Origin of the sequence: Staphylococcus aureus, assembly GCF_001027105.1 — a bacterium.
Taxonomy (GTDB): Bacteria; Bacillota; Bacilli; order Staphylococcales; family Staphylococcaceae; genus Staphylococcus; species Staphylococcus aureus.
Genome location: NZ_CP011526.1, coordinates 1663459 through 1684977, shown reverse-complemented (window position 1 = coordinate 1684977; position 21519 = coordinate 1663459). Strand labels below are relative to the sequence as shown.

23 protein-coding genes and 1 other annotated feature are annotated in these 21519 nt (G+C 32.6%); of the genes, 22 read left to right on the top strand and 1 reads right to left on the bottom strand.

Annotation, left to right across the window (positions count from 1 at the left end; all coding sequences use genetic code 11):
- Window positions 1–2: 2 nt before the first annotated feature.
- The 4 genes from AA076_RS08410 (at window position 3) to AA076_RS08390 (ending at window position 3286) form a co-directional block, all read left to right on the top strand.
- Window positions 3–1274: a bifunctional folylpolyglutamate synthase/dihydrofolate synthase gene (locus AA076_RS08410; RefSeq protein WP_001108346.1), complete on the top strand. Its 1272-nt coding sequence runs from the start codon at window positions 3–5 to the stop codon at window positions 1272–1274.
- Between the two features lie 269 nt (window positions 1275–1543).
- Window positions 1544–2251: a prepilin peptidase gene (locus tag AA076_RS08400; RefSeq protein WP_000261115.1), complete on the top strand. Its 708-nt coding sequence runs from the start codon at window positions 1544–1546 to the stop codon at window positions 2249–2251.
- The gene (gene radC / locus AA076_RS08395; RefSeq protein WP_000692870.1) at window positions 2248–2934 is read left to right on the top strand and encodes a RadC family protein; all 687 of its coding nucleotides are present in this window, start codon (window positions 2248–2250) and stop codon (window positions 2932–2934) included. The genes AA076_RS08400 and radC overlap by 4 nt, the downstream gene beginning before the upstream one ends.
- A 67-nt stretch (window positions 2935–3001) precedes the next feature.
- Window positions 3002–3286 (top strand): hypothetical protein, encoded by a 285-nt coding sequence (locus AA076_RS08390; RefSeq protein WP_000171859.1) that lies wholly within the window; start codon window positions 3002–3004, stop codon window positions 3284–3286.
- 116 nt (window positions 3287–3402) lie between these two features.
- Here AA076_RS08390 and AA076_RS15075 read toward each other — a convergent pair whose 3' ends face one another.
- On the bottom strand, window positions 3403–3600 hold the full coding sequence (locus AA076_RS15075; protein ID WP_000025835.1) for a hypothetical protein: 198 nt from the start codon (window positions 3598–3600) through the stop codon (window positions 3403–3405).
- Between the two features lie 159 nt (window positions 3601–3759).
- Here AA076_RS15075 and AA076_RS08385 point away from each other — a divergent pair, with 159 nt between their 5' ends.
- The 18 genes from AA076_RS08385 to AA076_RS08300 all read left to right on the top strand — a co-directional run bounded on the left by AA076_RS08385 (window position 3760) and on the right by AA076_RS08300 (window position 21517).
- Window positions 3760–4233, top strand: a complete 474-nt coding sequence (locus AA076_RS08385; protein ID WP_001236735.1) for a DUF4930 family protein — start codon at window positions 3760–3762, stop codon at window positions 4231–4233.
- Window positions 4234–4306: 73 nt separating this feature from the next.
- Window positions 4307–4426, top strand: a complete 120-nt coding sequence (locus AA076_RS15070; RefSeq protein ID WP_000840602.1) for a hypothetical protein — start codon at window positions 4307–4309, stop codon at window positions 4424–4426.
- A 199-nt stretch (window positions 4427–4625) separates the two neighbouring features.
- Window positions 4626–5468 (top strand): rod shape-determining protein MreC, encoded by an 843-nt coding sequence (mreC, locus tag AA076_RS08375; RefSeq protein WP_000911041.1) that lies wholly within the window; start codon window positions 4626–4628, stop codon window positions 5466–5468.
- Window positions 5468–5998 carry a rod shape-determining protein MreD gene (gene mreD / locus AA076_RS08370; RefSeq protein WP_001259925.1) on the top strand — a complete coding sequence of 177 codons (531 nt, stop codon included), beginning with the start codon at window positions 5468–5470 and terminating at the stop codon, window positions 5996–5998. Before mreC ends, mreD begins: the two co-directional genes overlap by 1 nt.
- Window positions 5999–6024: 26 nt before the next feature.
- Window positions 6025–6152: a sequence feature (ribosomal protein L21 leader region), on the top strand.
- Between the two features lie 12 nt (window positions 6153–6164).
- Complete coding sequence (gene rplU / locus AA076_RS08365; RefSeq protein ID WP_000457386.1) at window positions 6165–6473, top strand: 50S ribosomal protein L21; 309 nt, start codon at window positions 6165–6167, stop codon at window positions 6471–6473.
- Between the two features lie 5 nt (window positions 6474–6478).
- Entirely contained in the window at window positions 6479–6799 is a 321-nt protein-coding gene (locus tag AA076_RS08360) for a ribosomal-processing cysteine protease Prp (RefSeq protein WP_000633692.1), read from the top strand.
- An 11-nt stretch (window positions 6800–6810) separates the two neighbouring features.
- On the top strand, window positions 6811–7095 hold the full coding sequence (rpmA, locus tag AA076_RS08355) for a 50S ribosomal protein L27 (protein ID WP_000916187.1): 285 nt from the start codon (window positions 6811–6813) through the stop codon (window positions 7093–7095).
- Between the two features lie 354 nt (window positions 7096–7449).
- On the top strand, window positions 7450–8742 hold the full coding sequence (obgE, locus tag AA076_RS08350; RefSeq protein ID WP_000496100.1) for a GTPase ObgE: 1293 nt from the start codon (window positions 7450–7452) through the stop codon (window positions 8740–8742).
- A gap of 12 nt (window positions 8743–8754) precedes the next feature.
- Window positions 8755–9210, top strand: a complete 456-nt coding sequence (locus tag AA076_RS08345; protein ID WP_000368902.1) for an ACT domain-containing protein — start codon at window positions 8755–8757, stop codon at window positions 9208–9210.
- Window positions 9211–9223: 13 nt separating this feature from the next.
- A complete protein-coding gene (gene ruvA / locus AA076_RS08340; protein ID WP_000271547.1) occupies window positions 9224–9826 on the top strand; it encodes a Holliday junction branch migration protein RuvA in 603 nt (200 codons plus the stop codon).
- Between the two features lie 31 nt (window positions 9827–9857).
- On the top strand, window positions 9858–10862 hold the full coding sequence (gene ruvB / locus AA076_RS08335; RefSeq protein WP_001005767.1) for a Holliday junction branch migration DNA helicase RuvB: 1005 nt from the start codon (window positions 9858–9860) through the stop codon (window positions 10860–10862).
- 1 nt (window position 10863) lies between these two features.
- On the top strand, window positions 10864–11889 hold the full coding sequence (gene queA, locus AA076_RS08330; protein WP_001019172.1) for a tRNA preQ1(34) S-adenosylmethionine ribosyltransferase-isomerase QueA: 1026 nt from the start codon (window positions 10864–10866) through the stop codon (window positions 11887–11889).
- Between the two features lie 22 nt (window positions 11890–11911).
- Window positions 11912–13051, top strand: a complete 1140-nt coding sequence (gene tgt, locus AA076_RS08325) for a tRNA guanosine(34) transglycosylase Tgt (protein ID WP_001112045.1) — start codon at window positions 11912–11914, stop codon at window positions 13049–13051.
- A gap of 18 nt (window positions 13052–13069) precedes the next feature.
- The gene (gene yajC, locus AA076_RS08320) at window positions 13070–13330 is read left to right on the top strand and encodes a preprotein translocase subunit YajC (protein ID WP_001160682.1); all 261 of its coding nucleotides are present in this window, start codon (window positions 13070–13072) and stop codon (window positions 13328–13330) included.
- Between the two features lie 274 nt (window positions 13331–13604).
- Window positions 13605–15884, top strand: a complete 2280-nt coding sequence (gene secDF / locus AA076_RS08315; protein WP_000749795.1) for a protein translocase subunit SecDF — start codon at window positions 13605–13607, stop codon at window positions 15882–15884.
- Between the two features lie 202 nt (window positions 15885–16086).
- Entirely contained in the window at window positions 16087–18360 is a 2274-nt protein-coding gene (gene recJ, locus AA076_RS08310) for a single-stranded-DNA-specific exonuclease RecJ (protein WP_000594993.1), read from the top strand.
- A 21-nt stretch (window positions 18361–18381) separates the two neighbouring features.
- Window positions 18382–18900, top strand: a complete 519-nt coding sequence (locus AA076_RS08305; RefSeq protein WP_000364542.1) for an adenine phosphoribosyltransferase — start codon at window positions 18382–18384, stop codon at window positions 18898–18900.
- 427 nt (window positions 18901–19327) lie between these two features.
- On the top strand, window positions 19328–21517 hold the full coding sequence (locus tag AA076_RS08300; protein WP_001058583.1) for a RelA/SpoT family protein: 2190 nt from the start codon (window positions 19328–19330) through the stop codon (window positions 21515–21517).
- The last annotated feature ends 2 nt before the right edge of the window (window positions 21518–21519 follow it).

Genomic DNA, 21519 nt, shown 5'->3' with positions numbered 1-21519 from the left:
CAATGAATTACCTAGAGAGCTTGTATTGGATACACGAAAGAACTAAATTTGGCATCAAACCAGGTGTTAAACGTATGGAATGGATGCTAGCACAATTTAATAATCCTCAAAATAACATTAAGGGTATTCATGTAGGTGGCACAAATGGTAAAGGCTCTACAGTTGCTTACCTTAGAACAGCTTTAGTTGAAAATGGTTATGAAGTAGGTACATTTACGTCGCCGTTTATTGAAACATTTAATGAACGAATTAGTCTAAATGGTGTGCCAATATCAAATGACGCTATTGTAGAATTAGTATCACGTATTAAACCAGTAAGTGAAATGATGGAACGTGAAACAGATTTAGGTGTTGCAACTGAATTCGAAATAATCACAGCGATGATGTTTTTATATTTTGGTGAAATACATCCTGTTGATTTTGTCATTGTTGAGGCTGGATTGGGTATAAAGAACGATTCGACAAATGTCTTTACACCGGTTTTATCAATCTTAACTAGTATCGGTCTAGACCATACAGATATTTTAGGTGGTACTTATCTAGATATTGCTAGGGATAAAGGCGCGATTATAAAGCCTAACGTTCCAGTGATATATGCTGTTAAAAATGAAGATGCATTAAAATATGTTCGTGAACGCGCAATTGAACAACATGCAAAGCCAATTGAATTAGATAGAGAAATTGTTGTTGTATCGCAAAATGATGAATTTACTTACCGTTATAAAGATTATGAATTAGAAACAATCATTTTAAGCATGTTAGGTGAACATCAGAAACAAAATGCTGCATTAGCCATAACAGCTCTTATTGAATTAAATGAACAAGGATTAATTGAATTAGATTTCAATAAGATGATAGACGGTATTGAATCAGTTCGTTGGACTGGACGTATTGAGCAGGTGCATGACAAACCTTTAATCATTTTGGATGGCGCACATAATTCAGAGAGTATAGATGCTCTAATTGATACAATTAAACAGTACCATGATAAAGAAAAAGTAGATATTTTGTTCTCAGCAATAAACGGAAAACCGATTAACGAGATGGTCAAACATTTAAGTTTAATTGCGCATACGTTTTATGCAACTGAATTTGATTTTCCGAAAGCGTTACGCAAAGAAGAAATTGTAGGTAGTATTGAAAATGATGAAATACAATTAGTAGATGACTACGTTGAATTTATAAAAAATTATCAAGGTGATACATTAGTAATTACCGGTAGTCTGTATTTCATAAGTGAAGTTAAATCAAAATTAGACTTTGAAGCATTATAAAACTAAAACTAAAATAGCCATGAAGAATCTATTTAATCAATAGGTAGAGCTTCATGGTTATTTTTTATGCTCTAAATCGTATGTGTTTATAAGGTTCAATTTCTTGCCATTATTAATTTTGCCGAGCAGTAATGGGTTGTTAAAGTATCCATCAATTATGCTTAGCAATATTGAAAAATTTAAATGAAAAAGCGGTTCAATTCTTGAAAAATAGTGTATATTTACATTTTGGTAATAACTAACTATAATTTACATAAGGAGGTTGTCATTTGGTAGTATTGTTATCTTATAGTTGCAGTTGTATTTTTAGTTTTCTATATCAATTTATATCTATAGAAGAAACGTCATTTGATTATTTACATAGAAGATCGAAATGTGATTATTGTAATTCGTCACTCAAATGGTATGAATTAATGCCGATTATTAGTTTTTTATTATTAAAAGGGCGATGTCGAAACTGTCGAAAGCGTATTTCCCTAACACATTTCTTAGGGGAAACCTTTGCTTTAATACCTATCGTCTTTATTAAGTATGATTTCACATACGTAAATGCTACGCTATTTATAACTACATATGTTTTTCTGCTTATTTTTACTATGACCGATATCACTTCTTTAATGTTAGATTGTCGCTTAATTATAATTTATTGTATCGTTTCTCTCTCGTTAAGTATGATTTATCCAGTAGCTTTTATCATTATTAGTATGACCACGCATATATTCTACTTTTTATTTCGGGCATATATTGGTTATGGTGACGTTTTACTAATATCTGCACTTTCTTTGTTTTTCCCTCTCCAATTCACTATTTATGTCATTTTATTTACATTTGTCATTGCTGGTTTAGTTGCTTTAATTACCATGATATTTAAGCCGATTAAACTATTACCCCTTGTTCCATTTATATTTATTTCCTTTTTTATCAATTCACTTTTTTATAATGATATCCATCAATTTTTAGGAGGCGTATATTTTTGAAAATTAAAGAAATGGTAACTTCAGAAATGCCAAGAGAACGTTTGTTAAGCCATGGTGCAAAAAGTCTTTCGAATACAGAATTATTAGCTATATTAATTAACACCGGAAGAAAAGGATTCTCGAGCATAGACATTAGTAATGAACTGCTTAAATCTGCTTCGAATCTGAATGAATTGAAAAAATCTTCAATTAACGATTTGATAAAAGTTAAAGGGATTGGATTACAAAAAGCAATTACTTTAAAAGCAGCATTTGAGTTAGGGGAAAGGATGGGGAGAAGAGCTGAAAATAATCGTATAAAAATAACGCAACCAAGTGATGTTGCTGATTATATGATTCCAACAATGAAAGATTTAACACAAGAACATTTTGTCATTTTATTGTTAAATTCAAAAAATGTAGTGATTAAAGAAACCTGTGTTTTTAAAGGTACATTAAATAGTTCGATTGTACATCCACGTGAAATTTTTAGTATTGCGGTGAGAGAAAATGCCAATGCAATCATCGCAGTTCATAATCATCCATCCGGTGATGTAACGCCCTCACAAGAAGATATCATAACAACAATGAGGTTGAAGGAGTGTGGTTTGATTTTAGGGATAGATTTATTGGATCATATTATAATCGGTGATAATAGATTTACCAGTCTTGTAGAAGCGGGTTACTTTGATGAAAATGATTGAAGTTGATAGAATTAATGACGTATCTTGTGTATAATACCTACGAAGTACTTTCATTGGAGGAAAAATAGTGACTCTATTTATTATTATCGGGGTTCTCGTGCCAATGGTTTATACCATGCAGTTAAATATTAAAAATGAACCTGTAACAAAGCGCAATCTTTTAATAACATTAGCTTTATCTACGTTAGGTATTTTAGTAACCGCGTTAGCAGGTGTAATCGTTACGAAACAAGCTTTTCCTTTATTAAGTGTAGCAATTGGCTCAATTTTTACTGGAATCGTTTGGGGCCTTTTACTAAGTGGTAGCTACGCGCTGATACGATTTTTATCTAACGCATTTGGGCGTAAGTAATAGTAATCTGTTCATCAAGTAGTATCCGTGCTTGAAAACAAACTAAAACTCCTAATGTGGAACTAGTTAAAAAATTCTAAACTAGTACATTAGGAGTTTTGTTATGCAGAATAAATTTAATTGTTAAATTGAAAGTGCGGTAAAAATCCACTATTTATTTGAAAAAAATCGAGCAACCAAATTAAACCTTGATATCCTAAGTAAATACATAATAAAACAAGTCCGACATAAATTAAAAATCGCAAAATAGAAAGTCCAACTCTAAAAAGGAGGATGACTAATAGTGCTATTAAAATAATTGTTAGTATACTCAATGCTACAAACCTCCTAATACGCTTTTAAATCATAACAAAATTATAAGCTATTTTAAATGAACGTGCATCAGTCCTAAGATATATCATGATTAAGGCTGAAGACTGAGGAAAATATACATAATAAAATATATAATTAGATGAAGACATTGGAGGCGAACTATGAGATTGATATTTAGTATGATTAAAAACATTATAGCAGTAATAGCAATTGTGATAATTGTTTATATCGCCTTGAAATACGCACCTTTTTTAAAAGAACAAGATTGGAATCCTGTAAATCACGATAATGATCAAATGAATCAAGTTACGCAACCCACTAATGATGCCCAACATGTTTATGTAAGTGGTGAGAAATATTCATTAAAAGAAAATGATTTAATAAAGAATGTACCATTAAGCCAAATTAAAAATGTATTTAAAATGATAGATAAACAAGAGTTTATGGCTGTGTCTGGAATGAATCGCATGGCTTATAATGATCAATATATTATAGGTCAAAGAGGAGACGAATTTATTCTTTATAAATTTGGAGATGAGTCAATGCGTGTTTACAATACTGAATTTGAAATGCAACAAGACTTAAATGAATTAGGGCAAAATTTACAACTAAAATCTGAAAATGCTTATCAATAGGAAATTATTGCATAAGAAATATATTTTAGTTATCCTGTCACTAGAATAAATTTAAAAGGTTGGTGTAGTTCAAATGGCAGAACAATCAAAACAGAAACAAGCTAATGAACAACAAAAGGCCCAGAACTTATTCGCACGTTGGAGACAACTTCAGAATTCGAACAGTGAATCCTCGAACGATACAAACAAATAATTTTAAAATTTAAATCGATTATTTAAACTACTAGTGACTGGAATGTTTGCTAGTAGTTTTTTTGTTTTTAAAATGCCACAAATTTTTTACGGAGTTGTTCATTTTCAAAGTAATTCGTAGTTAGTGCTTTATTTCATAATGGGAGTAATATAAAATAGAAAAGGATATACAATATTTTGACATAATAGAGGTGTTCTGGGTGCTTAAGTTTTTTAAAAATAACAAATTAATTGTTGTTTTATGTGCAATTATCGTTTTTATTGCATTAATTGGGCTGTCCATACGTTCACAATCTCAATCACCTCCTGAACAATATATAGGTGATTCTGTGTCTTTTGGACAACGAGTTGTGAGTTATCCAGTTAATTTTGTTGCTGGTACGATTGGGGACTTTTTTAAAAAAGGAGATTCTAAAGAATCTAAAAATAAGATTAGCCAGTTAGAATCTAAGAACCAACAATTAGAAGCGGAAAATGAAAAATTAAAAAAAGAGCTTGATTTAAAAGATATTTCAAAATTTGATCCTATTTCTACTACGGTTTTGGCAAGAAATCCGGATCAGTGGATGAATACAATTGTAATTGATAAGGGATCTAAATCAGGTATAACTTCAAATATGGCTGTGATGACATCACAAGGTTTTGTTGGAAGAGTTACTAAAGTTAATAAATTTTCTTCACAAGTTGATTTAATCTCAACTAATACACGTGCGGGTAAATTATCTGTAAATATACAACACGGTTCTAAAAATATATTTGGTTTAATTGATCGTTATGATGAAAAGAACTCAGAACTTGTAATTAGTGACATTAATAATAGAGATAATATCTCAAAAGGTGATAAAGTCGTTACAAGTGGATTAGCTGATCAACTACCAAGTAATTTATATATAGGAGAAGTGACTAAGGTTCAAAATGATCAATACGGCTTAGCTAAAGAAGTTAGGGTTAAGACTGGTGCGGACTTAACAGATTTGAGTCATGTTTATGTTGCAAAAAGAGATCCTAAAACAATTCCTGATGATGAAAGCAGGGATAAATAATGCGTACACTGTATTATTTTTTGATAGGTATTTTACTATTTTATATAGATACTGCAATTGGGCTTCTTATTCCAATGCACATAGGTAAGTTTGAACTTGTATTTGTACCACACCTTACATTTATGTATATTTTAATGATGGTAGTGTATCGTGGCTTTGGCGTATCATTATTGCTCAGCATATTTTTAGGCGTAATGACTGATGTATACTTTGGTAGTATTTATGGAGTGTACTTATTTGGCTATATATTGTTTTTAGCACTTATAGATCGATTCTTTAAAATTTTTTACAAAGATCATTCGATGTTATTCATTATTATATTAGCCAGCACCTTATTATTAGAAGTCTATGTGGCATTAATATACGGTATGTTAGGATTCATTCAATTTGATATTATTCATTTTGTAGTCTTTAGATTATTGCCAACATTAATTATGAATTTTGTACTGTTGATTATGCTTTATCCGTTGATTATAAAGTTCCTTAAAAAAACAAACAATGACATTGACATGAAACGTCGTCAATGGTAAGATGCAATAGTTGAGTAGTTATAAGTAGCTACATACAACCGCTCAAATATAGGTTCAAGAACATTTTTAATGAAGAAAGCGATTTTCCCACAGAGTGCAAACGCTTGACTCAATAACGAAATGTCACCTATGTATGGCGTGACTTATTATACAGGAGGTGCAAAGTATGTTTGCTATTATTGAAACAGGTGGAAAACAAATCAAAGTAGAAGAAGGTCAAGAAATCTTCGTTGAAAAATTAGACGTAAACGAAGGAGATACTTTTACATTTGATAAAGTATTATTTGTAGGTGGAGATTCAGTTAAAGTTGGAGCGCCAACAGTTGAAGGTGCAACAGTTACTGCTACTGTTAATAAACAAGGTCGCGGTAAAAAAATCACTGTATTCACATACAAACGTCGTAAAAATTCAAAACGTAAAAAAGGCCATCGTCAACCATACACTAAATTAACAATCGATAAAATCAACGCGTAATTATTATGATTACTGTTGATATTACAGTTAATGATGAAGGCAAAGTAACAGACGTTATTATGGATGGCCATGCTGACCATGGTGAATATGGTCATGATATCGTTTGTGCTGGAGCTTCAGCTGTATTGTTTGGTAGTGTTAATGCGATTATAGGATTGACATCTGAGAGACCAGATATCAATTATGACGACAATGGTGGTCATTTTCATATAAGAAGCGTTGATACAAACAACGATGAAGCGCAACTAATTCTTCAAACAATGCTTGTGTCTTTACAAACTATTGAAGAAGAATATAATGAGAATATTAGATTAAATTATAAGTGAGGTGCATTCCGATGTTAAAATTAAACTTACAATTCTTCGCATCTAAAAAAGGGGTAAGTTCTACAAAAAACGGACGTGACTCTGAATCAAAACGCTTAGGTGCTAAACGTGCTGACGGTCAATTCGTAACAGGTGGTTCAATTTTATATCGCCAACGTGGTACTAAAATTTACCCTGGTGAAAATGTAGGTCGTGGTGGCGATGATACATTATTCGCTAAAATCGACGGCGTTGTTAAATTCGAACGTAAAGGTCGCGACAAAAAACAAGTTTCTGTATATGCAGTAGCTGAATAATTTTGTCTAGTTAACACCAGAAGTGAATCTTCTGGTGTTTTTTACTTTTTATAAAATGTTTTTCATTATTATTTTCATTATGTTATTAAAAAATGGGAATTTTAGACGTTATACTAAATGTGCAACTGTATAAGAGCCCCTAATCACTAAACTATAAGGGGGACAAAGGAATACAGTTGCAGCGTTTAAAGAATAAACTGTACCACAATTGGTGCTGAGAAATATAAGTATTTTAAAGCAAAGATTTATAAAAGTAACTGCATAAGAGCCCCTAATTATTTACAATATATAAGGGGCTCTAATATGCTATAATTATTGGGAAAATGAAAATTATATGTAAAAGAGGTGAGATATATGTTTGTCGATCAAGTCAAAATATCTCTTAAAGCCGGTGATGGTGGTAATGGTATTACCGCATACAGAAGAGAAAAATATGTACCATTTGGTGGACCAGCTGGCGGTGACGGTGGTAAAGGTGCTTCAGTCGTATTTGAAGTGGATGAAGGTTTAAGAACGTTATTAGATTTTAGATATCAACGTCATTTTAAAGCAAGCAAAGGTGAAAATGGCCAAAGTAGTAATATGCATGGTAAAAATGCGGAAGATTTAGTATTAAAAGTTCCACCTGGTACAATTATTAAAAATGTTGAAACAGACGAAGTGTTAGCAGATCTTGTTGAAGATGGTCAAAGAGCTGTAGTAGCGAAGGGCGGTCGAGGTGGCCGAGGTAATTCACGTTTTGCAACACCTAGAAACCCTGCACCTGACTTCAGTGAAAAAGGTGAACCAGGTGAGGAATTAGATGTATCTTTAGAATTGAAATTATTAGCTGATGTAGGATTAGTAGGTTTCCCTAGTGTGGGTAAATCGACTTTATTATCTATCGTTTCAAAAGCTAAGCCTAAAATTGGGGCATATCATTTTACAACGATTAAACCAAATCTAGGTGTTGTTTCAACGCCTGATCAACGTAGTTTTGTTATGGCAGATTTACCAGGTTTAATTGAAGGTGCATCTGATGGCGTTGGATTAGGACATCAATTTTTAAGACATGTAGAGAGAACAAAAGTTATTGTTCACATGATTGATATGAGCGGTTCTGAAGGTAGAGAACCTATTGAAGATTATAAAGTCATTAATCAAGAATTAGCTGCGTACGAGCAACGTTTAGAAGATAGACCTCAAATCGTAGTAGCTAACAAGATGGATTTACCTGAATCACAAGATAATTTAAACTTGTTTAAAGAAGAAATTGGCGAAGATGTGCCAGTTATTCCAGTTTCAACAATAACGCGTGATAATATTGATCAATTATTATATGCAATAGCAGATAAATTAGAAGAATATAAAGATGTTGACTTCACAGTTGAAGAAGAGGAGTCAGTTGGCATTAACCGAGTATTATATAAACATACACCGTCACAAGATAAATTTACAATTTCAAGAGATGATGATGGTGCTTATGTGGTAAGTGGTAATGCTATTGAAAGAATGTTTAAAATGACTGACTTTAACAGTGATCCAGCAGTACGTCGATTTGCTCGTCAAATGCGTTCGATGGGTATTGATGATGCGCTTAGAGAACGTGGTTGTAAAAATGGTGATATCGTTAGAATTCTTGGCGGAGAATTTGAATTCGTTGAATAGGAGCGAAACATGATGGACAATAAAGATTATAAAAAGTTTTATTTAATTAGAGAAGATGTCTTGCCTGAATCCGTGGTTAAAACATTGAAGATTAAAGATGCCTTAAAAAGTGATCCGACATTGTCCATTTATGATGCCGTTAAACAGTTTGATCTATCTAGAAGTGCTTTTTATAAATATAGAGAAACGATATTTCCAGTAGACGATAAAATGCTTGACCATCGAGAATTTACATTAATTTTATATGTAACTGATATTGTTGGTATGTTGGCACGTGTACTAGATGTTATATCAAAGTTAGAACTATCTGTATTAACGATTCATCAAAGTATTCCAATGGAAGAAAAAGCAACAATAACATTATCACTGAATGCTAAATCTAAAGAAACTTCAGTAGAAGATGTTATTGGCGCTTTGAGAAATTTAGATTATGTATCAAAAGTAGAATTAATTAGTATGAGTATGTAAGGATGTGCCTATAATGTACGCGTATGTCAAAGGTAAGTTAACACATTTATATCCTACACACGTAGTTGTTGAAACTGCTGGTGTTGGTTATGAAATTCAAACACCAAATTCTTATCGTTTTCAAAAGCATCTAGATCATGAAGTTTTAATTCATACATCTTTAATTGTTCGTGAAGATGCACAATTATTGTATGGATTTAGTAGTGAAGAAGAGAAAGATATGTTCTTGAGTTTAATTAAAGTTACTGGTATTGGTCCGAAATCAGCTTTAGCTATTTTAGCGACAAGTACGCCTAATGAAGTAAAACGTGCCATTGAAAATGAAAATGATACGTATTTAACTAAATTCCCAGGAATTGGTAAGAAAACGGCAAGACAGATTGTCTTAGATTTAAAAGGTAAAGTGAAAATTACTGAAGAAGATAGCGATTCATTATTACAAGTAGACGCTACTTCGACGGTGCAAGATCAATTCGTGCAAGAAGCAATGTTAGCGTTAGAAGCATTAGGTTATTCTAAACGAGAGCTTGCAAAAGTTGAGAAAACGTTAAATAAAAATAAATATGACTCAGTTGATGAAGCTGTTAAGGCAGGTCTTCAATTAGTTGTATCTTAATTTTAAATAGATTAATAGGGGAAGTGTTGTCATGAATGAGCGTATGGTTGATCAATCAATGCATAGTGAAGAAACTGATTTCGAATTGTCGCTTAGACCTACGAGATTACGACAATATATTGGTCAAAATTCAATAAAAAGTAATTTAGAAGTATTTATTAAAGCGGCTAAACTTCGTCATGAACCATTAGATCATGTATTGCTTTTTGGCCCCCCTGGATTAGGTAAGACAACATTATCTAATATCATTGCCAATGAAATGGAAGTTAATATACGTACAGTATCAGGGCCTTCATTAGAAAGACCTGGTGATTTGGCTGCAATTTTATCAGGACTTCAACCTGGAGATGTTTTGTTTATTGATGAAATACACAGACTGAGTAGTGTTGTTGAAGAAGTGTTATACCCTGCAATGGAAGATTTCTTTTTAGATATTATCATTGGTAAAGGCGATGAGGCTAGAAGTATCCGTATCGACTTACCTCCATTCACTTTGGTAGGTGCAACAACGCGAGCTGGCAGCTTAACAGGTCCACTAAGGGATCGATTTGGTGTGCACTTAAGATTAGAATATTATAACGAATCAGATTTAAAAGAAATCATTATTAGAACAGCTGAGGTTTTAGGCACAGGTATTGATGAAGAAAGTGCCATTGAACTTGCTAAACGTTCTAGAGGGACTCCAAGAGTAGCAAATCGACTATTGAAGCGGGTAAGAGACTTCCAGCAAGTGAATGAAGATGAACAAATATACATTGAAACAACGAAGCACGCATTAGGTTTACTTCAAGTTGATCAACACGGACTAGATTACATTGATCATAAAATGATGAACTGTATTATTAAGCAGTATAATGGCGGACCTGTTGGTTTAGATACGATTGCCGTAACAATTGGTGAAGAACGTATTACAATTGAGGACGTTTATGAGCCATTTCTTATTCAGAAAGGCTTTTTAGAACGTACGCCACGTGGCAGAAAAGCAACACCATTAGCTTATGAACATTTTGCAAAGTCGAATGAGGAGAGAGAATAACGTGAATATTGAAGAATTTGACTATGACTTACCAGAATCATTAATTGCTCAAACGCCTTTAAAAGATCGTGATCATAGTCGTTTATTAGTCATGGATAGAGAAACTGGTGAAATGAAACATTTACATTTCAAAGATATCATTGAGTATTTTAGACCTGGTGATACATTAGTGCTTAACGATACGCGAGTAATGCCAGCTAGACTTTTTGGTTTAAAAGAAGAAACTGGTGCAAAAGTTGAAATGTTAATGTTAACTCAAATTGAAGGTAATGATTGGGAAGTCTTACTGAAACCAGCTAAGCGTATTAAAGTTGGTAATAAATTGAATTTTGGTAATGGCAAAATTATAGCTGAATGCATAAAAGAAATGGATCAAGGTGGACGCATCATGCGTTTACATTATGAAGGTATTTTACAAGAAAGATTAGATGAATTAGGGGAAATGCCACTGCCACCATACATCAAAGAACGTTTAGATGATCCAGATCGTTATCAAACAGTTTACGCTAAAGAAAGTGGTTCAGCGGCAGCACCAACAGCAGGATTACATTTTACTGATGAGTTATTAATTGAAATTAAAAATAAAGGTGTTAATATCGCATTTGTTACATTACATGTTGGGTTAGGTACGTTTAGACCGGTGAGCGTAGACGATGTGAATGACCACGAAATGCATAGTGAATATTATCAAATGACACAAGAAACAGCTGATTTATTAAATGATACTAAGTCCAAAGGACATCGCATTATATCAGTTGGTACAACTTCAACACGTACACTTGAAACAATTCGACGCGATCATGATAAATTTGTTGAAACGAGTGGCTGGACTAATATATTTATTTATCCAGGATTTGATTTTAAAGCAATTGATGGCCAGATTACTAATTTTCATTTACCAAAATCAACATTAGTTATGCTAGTATCAGCGTTTAGTAGTCGTGAAAATGTTCTGAATGCTTATAAAACGGCAGTAAATTTAGAATATAGATTCTTTAGTTTTGGCGATGCAATGTTAATTATATAAAAAGAATGTGAGGATTTTGAATATGCCTGCAGTAACATACGAACACATTAAAACTTGTAAACAATCAGGTGCGCGTTTAGGTATCGTGCACACACCACACGGTTCATTTGAAACACCTATGTTTATGCCAGTTGGTACTAAAGCAACCGTTAAAACAATGAGTCCAGAAGAGTTAAGACAAATTGAAGCAAAAATCATTTTGGGCAACACATATCATTTGTGGTTACAACCCGGAAATGATATTATCAAACACGCTGGGGGATTACATAAATTCATGAATTGGGATGGTCCGATTCTTACAGATTCAGGCGGTTTCCAAGTGTTTAGTTTAAGTAATTTACGTAAAATTACAGAAGAAGGCGTGGAATTTAGACATCATACTAATGGGTCTAAATTATTTTTGAGTCCTGAGAAATCAATGCAAATTCAAAATGATTTAGGATCTGATATTATGATGGCATTTGATGAATGTCCACCGATGCCTGCTGAATATGATTATGTAAAAAAATCTATTGAACGTACAACACGTTGGGCGAAAAGATGTCTAGATGCACACCAAAGACCTGAAGATCAAGCATTGTTCGGCATTATACAAGGTGGCGAATATGAAGATTTAAGAGAACAAAGTGCAAAGGATTTAGTAGAATTAGATTTTCCTGGTTATGCAATCGGCGGTTTGTCAGTTGGTGAACCTAAACCGGTTATGTATAAAATGGTTGAACATACAGAGCAGTTTATGCCTAAAGATAAACCAAGATATTTAATGGGTGTAGGATCTCCAGATGCGTTAATCGAATGTAGTATTCGCGGCATGGATATGTTTGATTGTGTCTTACCGACACGTATTGCCAGAAATGGTACTTGTATGACATCGCAAGGTCGTTTAGTTATTAAAAATGCAAAATTTGCAGATGATTTAAGACCGTTAGATGAGAATTGTGACTGTTATACATGTCAAAACTATTCAAGAGCGTATATACGTCATTTAATCAAGGCAGAGGAAACTTTTGGTATTCGTCTTACTACTATTCATAATTTACATTTTCTGCTAAAATTAATGGAAGATATAAGACAAGCCATTCGAGAAGATCGTCTTTTAGATTTCAAAGAAGAATTCTTCGAGCAATATGGATTAAATGTTGAGAACCCAAAAAACTTTTAAGCAAGAGGAGCGTATAAAATGCAATTTTCATTACTAATATATATAGTCGTAATTTTTGCGGTTATGTATTTCTTGATGATCAGACCACAACAAAAACGTGCGAAACAGCATCGTGAGTTGATTAATAACATTCAATCTGGTCAAAGAATTACAACTATTGGTGGTATTAAAGGTACTGTTAAAGCAGTAGATGAAACAACTGTTGTTATTACAGTTAATGGTCATGGTACTGAATTAACTTTCGAAAAACCTGCTATTAAACAAGTTGACCCTTCATAATGAGAAGTGGTATTAAAAAGGATGAAACGAATAGCGTTTCATCCTTTTTAAGTTATAAGTAGTATGTAGAATAGCTTATTTTTATTCCAAAAAAAGAAATTGTGATACATAATAATTGTTAAATTTAAATTAAATATATCTATGACTATTTTTACTCCCTGCTCTAGTATGTTAATATGTATAAGGCTAATAAATTTTGTAAGAAAGATTTAACTTGCGTTATAAAATAGTATTCAAGTATTCTAAATACATACGTAAATAATGAGGTGTTCATGTGAAGAAAAGTAGTAGAATAATTGCGTTCTTGCTTTTAGTCGTATTGTTGTTTGCCGGAATGGCTGCAACTTATAAAAGTGTTATAAAGAATGTCAATTTAGGACTTGATTTGCAAGGTGGATTTGAGGTGCTTTATCAAGTCGATCCTTTAAATAAAGGCGACAAAATAGATAAAAAAGCCTTACAATCAACAGCGCAAACATTAGAAAATCGTGTTAACGTTTTAGGTGTTTCGGAACCTAAAATTCAAGTTGAAGAACCTAATAGAATTAGAGTACAACTTGCTGGTGTAACAGACCAGAATGAAGCACGTAAAATTTTATCTTCTCAAGCTAATTTAACAATTCGCGATGCAGAAGATAAAGTAAAATTAAGCGGTTCTGATATTAAACAGGGATCTGCCAAACAAGAATTTAAACAGGAAACAAACCAGCCTACAGTTACTTTTAAAGTAAAAGACAAAAACAAATTTAAAAAAGTAACGGAAGAAATCTCTAAGAAACGTGATAATGTCATGGTTGTTTGGTTAGATTTCAAAAAAGGTGACAGCTATAAAAAAGAAGCACAAAAGAAAAACCCTAAATTTATTTCTGCAGCAAGTGTTGATCAACCAATCAATTCTGATAGCGTAGAAATCTCGGGTGGATTTAAAGGACAAGAAGGCGTTAAAAAAGCAAAACAAATCGCCGAATTGTTAAATGCAGGTTCTTTACCAGTTGACTTGAAAGAAATTTATTCAAACTCAGTAGGTGCCCAATTTGGTCAAGATGCATTAGATAAAACTGTGTTTGCATCGTTTATTGGTGTAGCATTAATTTATTTATTCATGCTTGGATTCTACCGATTACCTGGTTTAGTAGCGATTATTGCATTGACAACTTATATCTATCTAACGTTAGTAGCATTTAATTTCATTTCCGGGGTTCTAACTTTACCAGGATTAGCGGCGTTGGTATTAGGTGTAGGTATGGCTGTAGATGCCAATATTATCATGTATGAGCGTATTAAGGATGAACTTCGAATAGGTAGAACGATAAAGCAAGCCTTTTCTAAAGCAAACAAAAGTTCATTCCTAACAATTTTTGATTCTAACTTAACAACAGTTATCGCCGCAGCAGTATTATTCTTCTTCGGTGAAAGTTCAGTTAAAGGTTTCGCGACAATGTTATTATTAGGTATTCTAATGATCTTTGTTACAGCCGTGTTCTTATCAAGATTCTTATTATCATTACTTGTTTCATCAAATATATTCAAAAATCAATTTTGGTTATTTGGTGTTAAAAAGAATAAACGACATGATATTAATGAAGGTGTAGATGTTCATGACCTTAAAACTTCATTCGAGAAATGGAATTTTGTTAAATTAGCTAAGCCATTAATTGGAGTAAGTATTTTAATTGTAGTTGTCGGTTTAGTTATTCTTTATATCTTCAAGTTAAACTTAGGAATTGATTTCTCAAGTGGTACACGCGTAGATTTCCAATCTAAACAAGCAATTACTCAACAAAAGGTAGAGCAAGTTGTAAAAGATAGTGGACTTAAAGCGGATCAAATTCAGATCAATGGTAAAGACAATAAAGTAGCAACTGTTCAATTTAAAGACGATTTAACGCGTGCTCAAGATAATAAATTGAGTGATAATATTAAATCGAAATTCGGTGACACACCTCAAATTAACACTGTATCACCAATTATTGGACAGGAATTAGCAAAAAATGCAATGCTTGCATTAATCTATGCATCGATAGGTATCATCATCTATGTATCATTACGATTTGAATGGCGCATGGGTCTTTCATCTGTATTGGCATTATTACATGATGTATTCATTATAGTAGCGATTTTCAGTTTATTTAGAATTGAAGTAGATTTAACATTTATCGCCGCTGTATTAACAATTGTCGGTTATTCAATTAATGATACAATCGTAACGTTTGACCGTGTACGTGAAAACTTACAAAAGGTTAAAGTGATTACGACAACAGAACAAATTGATGATATCGTTAATAGATCAATTAGACAGACAATGACACGTTCAATTAATACAGTATTAACAGTTATTGTAGTAGTAGTTGCTATACTATTCTTCGGTGCTCCTACGATATTCAACTTTACTTTAGCATTATTTATCGGATTGATTTCTGGTGTATTCTCTTCAATCTTCATTGCCGTTCCGCTATGGGGAATAATGAAAAAACGTCAGTTGAAAAAATCGCCGAAACACAAATTAGTTGTATATAAAGAAAAGAAATCGAACGATGAAAAGATTTTAGTTTAAAATGAATTAAGCGGTATGTGAAACAATAAAGAGTTCACATACCGCTTTTTACTTTATTTAAATTTAACAAAATATATATAAATAAGTTCCCGCATTCATTTTTAAAAAATGGTATAATTAAAGTCTTGATTATTTAGATAAGTGCTTTTTATTTAAAGTAATTTTAGATATAATGTCTTTTGGAAATGAGGCGTAAATATATATGATTAAACCGAAGTATAAGTGGAAATTAACTAAACCAGCTGAATACATAAGTGATGAATTAACATCAAAATTAAAGTTAACGCCAATCGTAAAAAAAATATTAGAAAGTAAATCGATTATTGATGAACAAGCAATAGAATCCATCATTTCAGATACAGATATCAATCATGATGCACTGCAATTGAGCGATATGACTAAGACTATTGAAAGAATTAAAAGAGCGATAGCGAATGATGAGAAAATCCTAGTTTATGGTGATTACGATGCCGACGGTGTTACCGCAACTACAATTTTAGTGATAACATTACAACTTTTAGGTGCACAAGTAGGATGGCATATTCCTAACCGCTTTACCGAAGGATATGGACCAAACGAACTAGCATTTAGAAATGCTCATGATGAAGGCATAACATTAATCATAACTGTTGATAATGGCATACAAGGTCATAATGAAATTAAAATGGTTCAAGATTTAGGAGTTGATGTCATTGTAACTGATCATCATGAAATTGGTAGTACATTACCAGAAGCATATGCAATCGTACATCCAATGCATCCATCGTTTAATTATCCGTTCCAACAATTGTGTGGTGCAGGTGTTGCATACAAATTAGCACAAGCATTGATTGAAAATGTACCTGATTATTTTAAAGCATTAGTTGCGATAGGTACCATTGCGGATTTAGTATCCTTAACTGATGAAAATCGATCATTAGTGAAACAAGGATTAAAAGTCTTAAATGATCAATGTCCGACCTCTGTTAAAGCATTGCTAAAAGAAGCGGGATACAATGACAATATTGATGAAGAAACAATTGGTTTTATTATTGGACCTAGACTTAATGCTGTAGGTCGTTTAGATGACGCATCATTAGCTTGCGAATTGTTGATGACTGACGTCGAAGAAGAAGCTGCATTTTTAGCAGAACAAGTTGAACATTTTAACCGTGAAAGAAAAGATATTGTAGCAACTATCACAGAAGAAGCAATGGCTATGGCAGAAACGAAAGTTAAAAAGGGAGATTTATTTTTACTTTTAGCAAAAGAAAATTGGCATGAAGGTGTCTTAGGTATTGTTGCTTCGAAAATTGTCGAAACATTTGCTTTGCCAACATTAATTTTAAATATTGATAGGGAGCAAAATCATGCAAAAGGCTCCGCCAGATCAATTGATCAAGTGTCGATGTTTGAAATACTATCAGCACATCAAGAGTTAATCGCTAAATTTGGCGGCCATCATATGGCTGCAGGTATGACGATGGATATTGAAAATATAGAATCGTTAGCTGAAGGTTTAAATAAATGGATGAAAGAATTATCTAAAACAACTTCGTTAGATCCCGTAAAGCAAGTAGATGTATTATTAACAGAAAATGATATAACGATTAAAAATATTCGTGATATGAATCGTTTAAGACCCTTCGGAACAGATTTTTCTAGACCTATTTTTGAAATGGATGATTTATCAGTTTCTTCAGTTAAGGCGATAGGTCAACAAAAAAATCATCTAAAATTGACACTTGGTGAAAGTAATATCGCCGCGCTATTTTGGCAAAATGGACACTTAGAACCTGAGTTACAAGATGAACAGCCAATTAATATATTAGGATCTGTTCAAATCAACGAATGGAATGGTAATCAATCACCGCAAATAATTATTCAAGATATTGCGATGAATGAACAGCAAATATTAGATTATAGAAGTAAGCGAAAAAGTTTACCTTTTACAGAAAATGATGAAAATATTGTCGTGCTTATTCATCCTAAAAGTGATAAAGTAAATGCGAATGAATATTATTATGGTGAAGAAATTAAACAACAAACTGATAAAGTAGTATTAAGAGATTTACCAACGTCAATGGAAGACTTGTCTAATTCCTTGCAACAACTGCAATTTTCTCAACTTTATATAGTTTTGCAACATAATCATTCGATTTACTTCGATGGTATACCTAATATGGATATTTTTAAAAAGTGTTATAAAGCATTAATAACTAAACAAGAAACAAATATCCAGAAAGAGGGTATGTTATTGTGTCAACATTTAAGTGTGAAACCAGATACACTTAAATTCATGTTGAAAGTTTTCTTAGACTTAAAATTTGTAACACAAGAAGATGGTTTAATTCGAATCAATCAACAACCTGATAAAAGATCGATTGATTCCAGCAAAGTATATCAATTAAGACAACAACGTATGGATGTTGAAAAGCAATTATTATATCAAGATTTTTCAGAAATAAAAAATTGGATAAAGTCACAATTGTCGTGAGCAATTTAGGAGGAAATATTAATGGATTTAAAGCAATACGTATCAGAAGTTCAAGATTGGCCGAAACCAGGTGTTAGTTTCAAGGATATTACTACAATTATGGATAATGGTGAAGCATATGGCTATGCAACAGATAAAATTGTAGAATACGCAAAAGACAGAGATGTTGATATCGTTGTAGGACCTGAAGCGCGTGGCTTTATCATTGGCTGTCCTGTAGCTTATTCAATGGGGATTGGCTTTGCACCTGTTAGAAAAGAAGGGAAATTACCTCGTGAAGTCATTCGTTATGAGTATGACCTAGAATATGGTACAAATGTTTTAACAATGCACAAAGATGCAATTAAACCAGGTCAACGTGTGTTAATTACAGATGATTTATTAGCTACTGGTGGTACGATTGAAGCAGCAATAAAATTAGTTGAAAAATTAGGCGGTATCGTAGTAGGTATTGCATTTATAATTGAATTGAAATATTTAAATGGTATTGAAAAAATTAAAGATTACGATGTTATGAGTTTAATCTCATACGACGAATAATAAATAATATAATTTTATCAAATGAAATCCTTCATCAAATGTATAAGAACCAATGACTTAATTAAAAAAGTTGTTTAAGTTTTCTTAACATGAGATGTTAGGATTTTTTATTTACTGAAAATGTTAGATGATTGAGCATTATACCTTAATAACATCGTTTATTTATTTCATAAATTGTAGTATCATAGAACTAATATTTAAAAAATGAAACAGTAGATTTAGGTCGAATTTTTGTAAAAGTTTTAAAAGTAGGAATAGTATACAAATTAAACTCGCTCAAGTAAAATTAATATTACGATTAATGACGACAGGATAAATATTTATCGTCGACGGACGTATGATTGGTGTGGGACAAATACTATTCAACAAGAGTACCTAAATCATTGTTTAAGGCGAAGTAATAAATATGAATGGGGTGTATCATATAATGAACAACGAATATCCATATAGTGCAGACGAAGTTCTTCACAAAGCAAAATCATATTTGTCAGCAGATGAATATGAGTATGTTTTAAAAAGCTATCATATTGCTTATGAAGCACATAAAGGTCAGTTCCGAAAAAACGGATTACCATACATTATGCATCCTATACAAGTTGCAGGTATTTTAACAGAAATGCGATTAGACGGACCGACGATTGTCGCAGGTTTTTTGCATGATGTAATTGAAGATACACCGTATACATTTGAAGATGTAAAAGAAATGTTCAATGAAGAAGTTGCTCGAATTGTTGATGGTGTGACGAAGCTTAAAAAAGTAAAATACCGCTCAAAAGAAGAACAACAAGCTGAAAATCATCGCAAGTTATTTATTGCGATTGCCAAAGATGTACGCGTAATTTTGGTGAAATTAGCAGACAGATTACATAATATGCGTACCTTGAAAGCCATGCCGCGCGAAAAACAAATTAGAATTTCTCGAGAAACATTAGAAATTTATGCACCATTAGCACATCGTCTTGGTATTAATACAATCAAATGGGAACTAGAAGATACGGCTCTTCGTTATATTGATAATGTGCAATATTTTAGAATAGTCAATTTAATGAAGAAGAAACGTAGTGAACGTGAAGCGTATATCGAAACGGCTATTGATAGAATACGTACTGAAATGGACCGAATGAATATCGAAGGCGATATAAATGGTAGACCTAAACATATTTACAGTATTTATCGGAAAATGATGAAGCAGAAAAAACAATTTGATCAAATTTTTGATTTGTTGGCGATACGTGTTATTGTCAATTCTATTAATGATTGTTATGCGATACTTGGGTTGGTGCATACGTTATGGAAACCGATGCCAGGACGTTTTAAAGATTATATTGCAATGCCTAAACAAAATTTGTATCAGTCATTGCATACTACAGTAGTAGGCCCAAATGGAGACCCGCTCGAAATCCAAATACGAACGTTTGATATGCACGAAATTGCTGAGCATGGTGTTGCAGCACACTGGGCTTACAAAGAAGGTAAAAAAGTAAGTGAAAAAGATCAAACTTATCAAAATAAGTTAAATTGGTTAAAAGAATTAGCTGAAGCGGATCATACATCGTCTGACGCTCAAGAATTTATGGAAACCTTAAAATATGACTTACAGAGTGACAAAGTATACGCATTTACCCCAGCGAGTGATGTTATTGAGTTGCCATATGGTGCTGTGCCGATTGATTTTGCTTATGCGATTCACAGTGAAGTAGGTAATAAGATGATTGGTGCCAAGGTGAATGGCAAAATTGTACCAATTGACTATATTTTACAAACAGGCGATATTGTTGAAATACGTACTAGTAAACATTCATATGGACCAAGTCGTGATTGGTTGAAAATTGTTAAATCGTCTAGTGCCAAAGGTAAAATTAAAAGTTTCTTCAAAAAACAAGATCGTTCATCTAATATTGAAAAAGGCCGAATGATGGTTGAAGCTGAAATAAAAGAGCAAGGATTTAGAGTCGAAGATATTTTGACAGAGAAAAATATTCAGGTTGTTAATGAAAAATATAACTTTGCAAATGAAGATGATTTATTCGCAGCTGTAGGATTTGGCGGCGTGACATCCTTACAGATTGTTAATAAATTAACTGAAAGACAACGTATTTTAGATAAACAACGTGCTTTAAATGAAGCACAAGAAGTTACGAAATCATTGCCTATTAAAGACAACATCATTACTGATAGTGGTGTCTATGTAGAAGGTTTAGAAAATGTACTTATCAAGTTGTCAAAATGTTGTAATCCTATACCAGGTGATGATATTGTAGGTTATATCACCAAAGGTCACGGTATTAAAGTACATCGCACTGATTGCCCAAATATTAAGAACGAAACTGAACGACTAATTAATGTTGAATGGGTAAAATCAAAAGACGCAACTCAAAAATATCAGGTTGATTTAGAGGTAACTGCGTATGACCGAAATGGCTTGTTGAATGAAGTACTACAAGCTGTTAGCTCGACAGCCGGCAATTTAATTAAAGTTTCAGGACGTTCAGATATTGATAAAAATGCAATAATAAATATTAGTGTCATGGTGAAAAACGTGAATGATGTTTATCGTGTGGTAGAAAAGATCAAACAACTTGGTGATGTTTATACAGTAACAAGAGTTTGGAACTAGAG

Excerpts from the sequence above, each read along its gene's own strand:
- AA076_RS08410 (WP_001108346.1), top strand. The coding sequence starts at position 3 with ATGAATTACCTAGAGAGCTTGTATTGGATACACGAAAGAACTAAATTT.
- AA076_RS08385 (WP_001236735.1), top strand. The coding sequence starts at position 3,760 with ATGAGATTGATATTTAGTATGATTAAAAACATTATAGCAGTAATAGCA.
- AA076_RS15070 (WP_000840602.1), top strand. The coding sequence starts at position 4,307 with ATGGCAGAACAATCAAAACAGAAACAAGCTAATGAACAACAAAAGGCC.
- mreD (WP_001259925.1), top strand. The coding sequence starts at position 5,468 with ATGCGTACACTGTATTATTTTTTGATAGGTATTTTACTATTTTATATA.
- rplU (WP_000457386.1), top strand. The coding sequence starts at position 6,165 with ATGTTTGCTATTATTGAAACAGGTGGAAAACAAATCAAAGTAGAAGAA.
- AA076_RS08360 (WP_000633692.1), top strand. The coding sequence starts at position 6,479 with ATGATTACTGTTGATATTACAGTTAATGATGAAGGCAAAGTAACAGAC.
- rpmA (WP_000916187.1), top strand. The coding sequence starts at position 6,811 with ATGTTAAAATTAAACTTACAATTCTTCGCATCTAAAAAAGGGGTAAGT.
- obgE (WP_000496100.1), top strand. The coding sequence starts at position 7,450 with ATGTTTGTCGATCAAGTCAAAATATCTCTTAAAGCCGGTGATGGTGGT.
- AA076_RS08345 (WP_000368902.1), top strand. The coding sequence starts at position 8,755 with ATGGACAATAAAGATTATAAAAAGTTTTATTTAATTAGAGAAGATGTC.
- ruvA (WP_000271547.1), top strand. The coding sequence starts at position 9,224 with ATGTACGCGTATGTCAAAGGTAAGTTAACACATTTATATCCTACACAC.
- ruvB (WP_001005767.1), top strand. The coding sequence starts at position 9,858 with ATGAATGAGCGTATGGTTGATCAATCAATGCATAGTGAAGAAACTGAT.
- tgt (WP_001112045.1), top strand. The coding sequence starts at position 11,912 with ATGCCTGCAGTAACATACGAACACATTAAAACTTGTAAACAATCAGGT.
- yajC (WP_001160682.1), top strand. The coding sequence starts at position 13,070 with ATGCAATTTTCATTACTAATATATATAGTCGTAATTTTTGCGGTTATG.
- recJ (WP_000594993.1), top strand. The coding sequence starts at position 16,087 with ATGATTAAACCGAAGTATAAGTGGAAATTAACTAAACCAGCTGAATAC.
- AA076_RS08305 (WP_000364542.1), top strand. The coding sequence starts at position 18,382 with ATGGATTTAAAGCAATACGTATCAGAAGTTCAAGATTGGCCGAAACCA.
- AA076_RS08300 (WP_001058583.1), top strand. The coding sequence starts at position 19,328 with ATGAACAACGAATATCCATATAGTGCAGACGAAGTTCTTCACAAAGCA.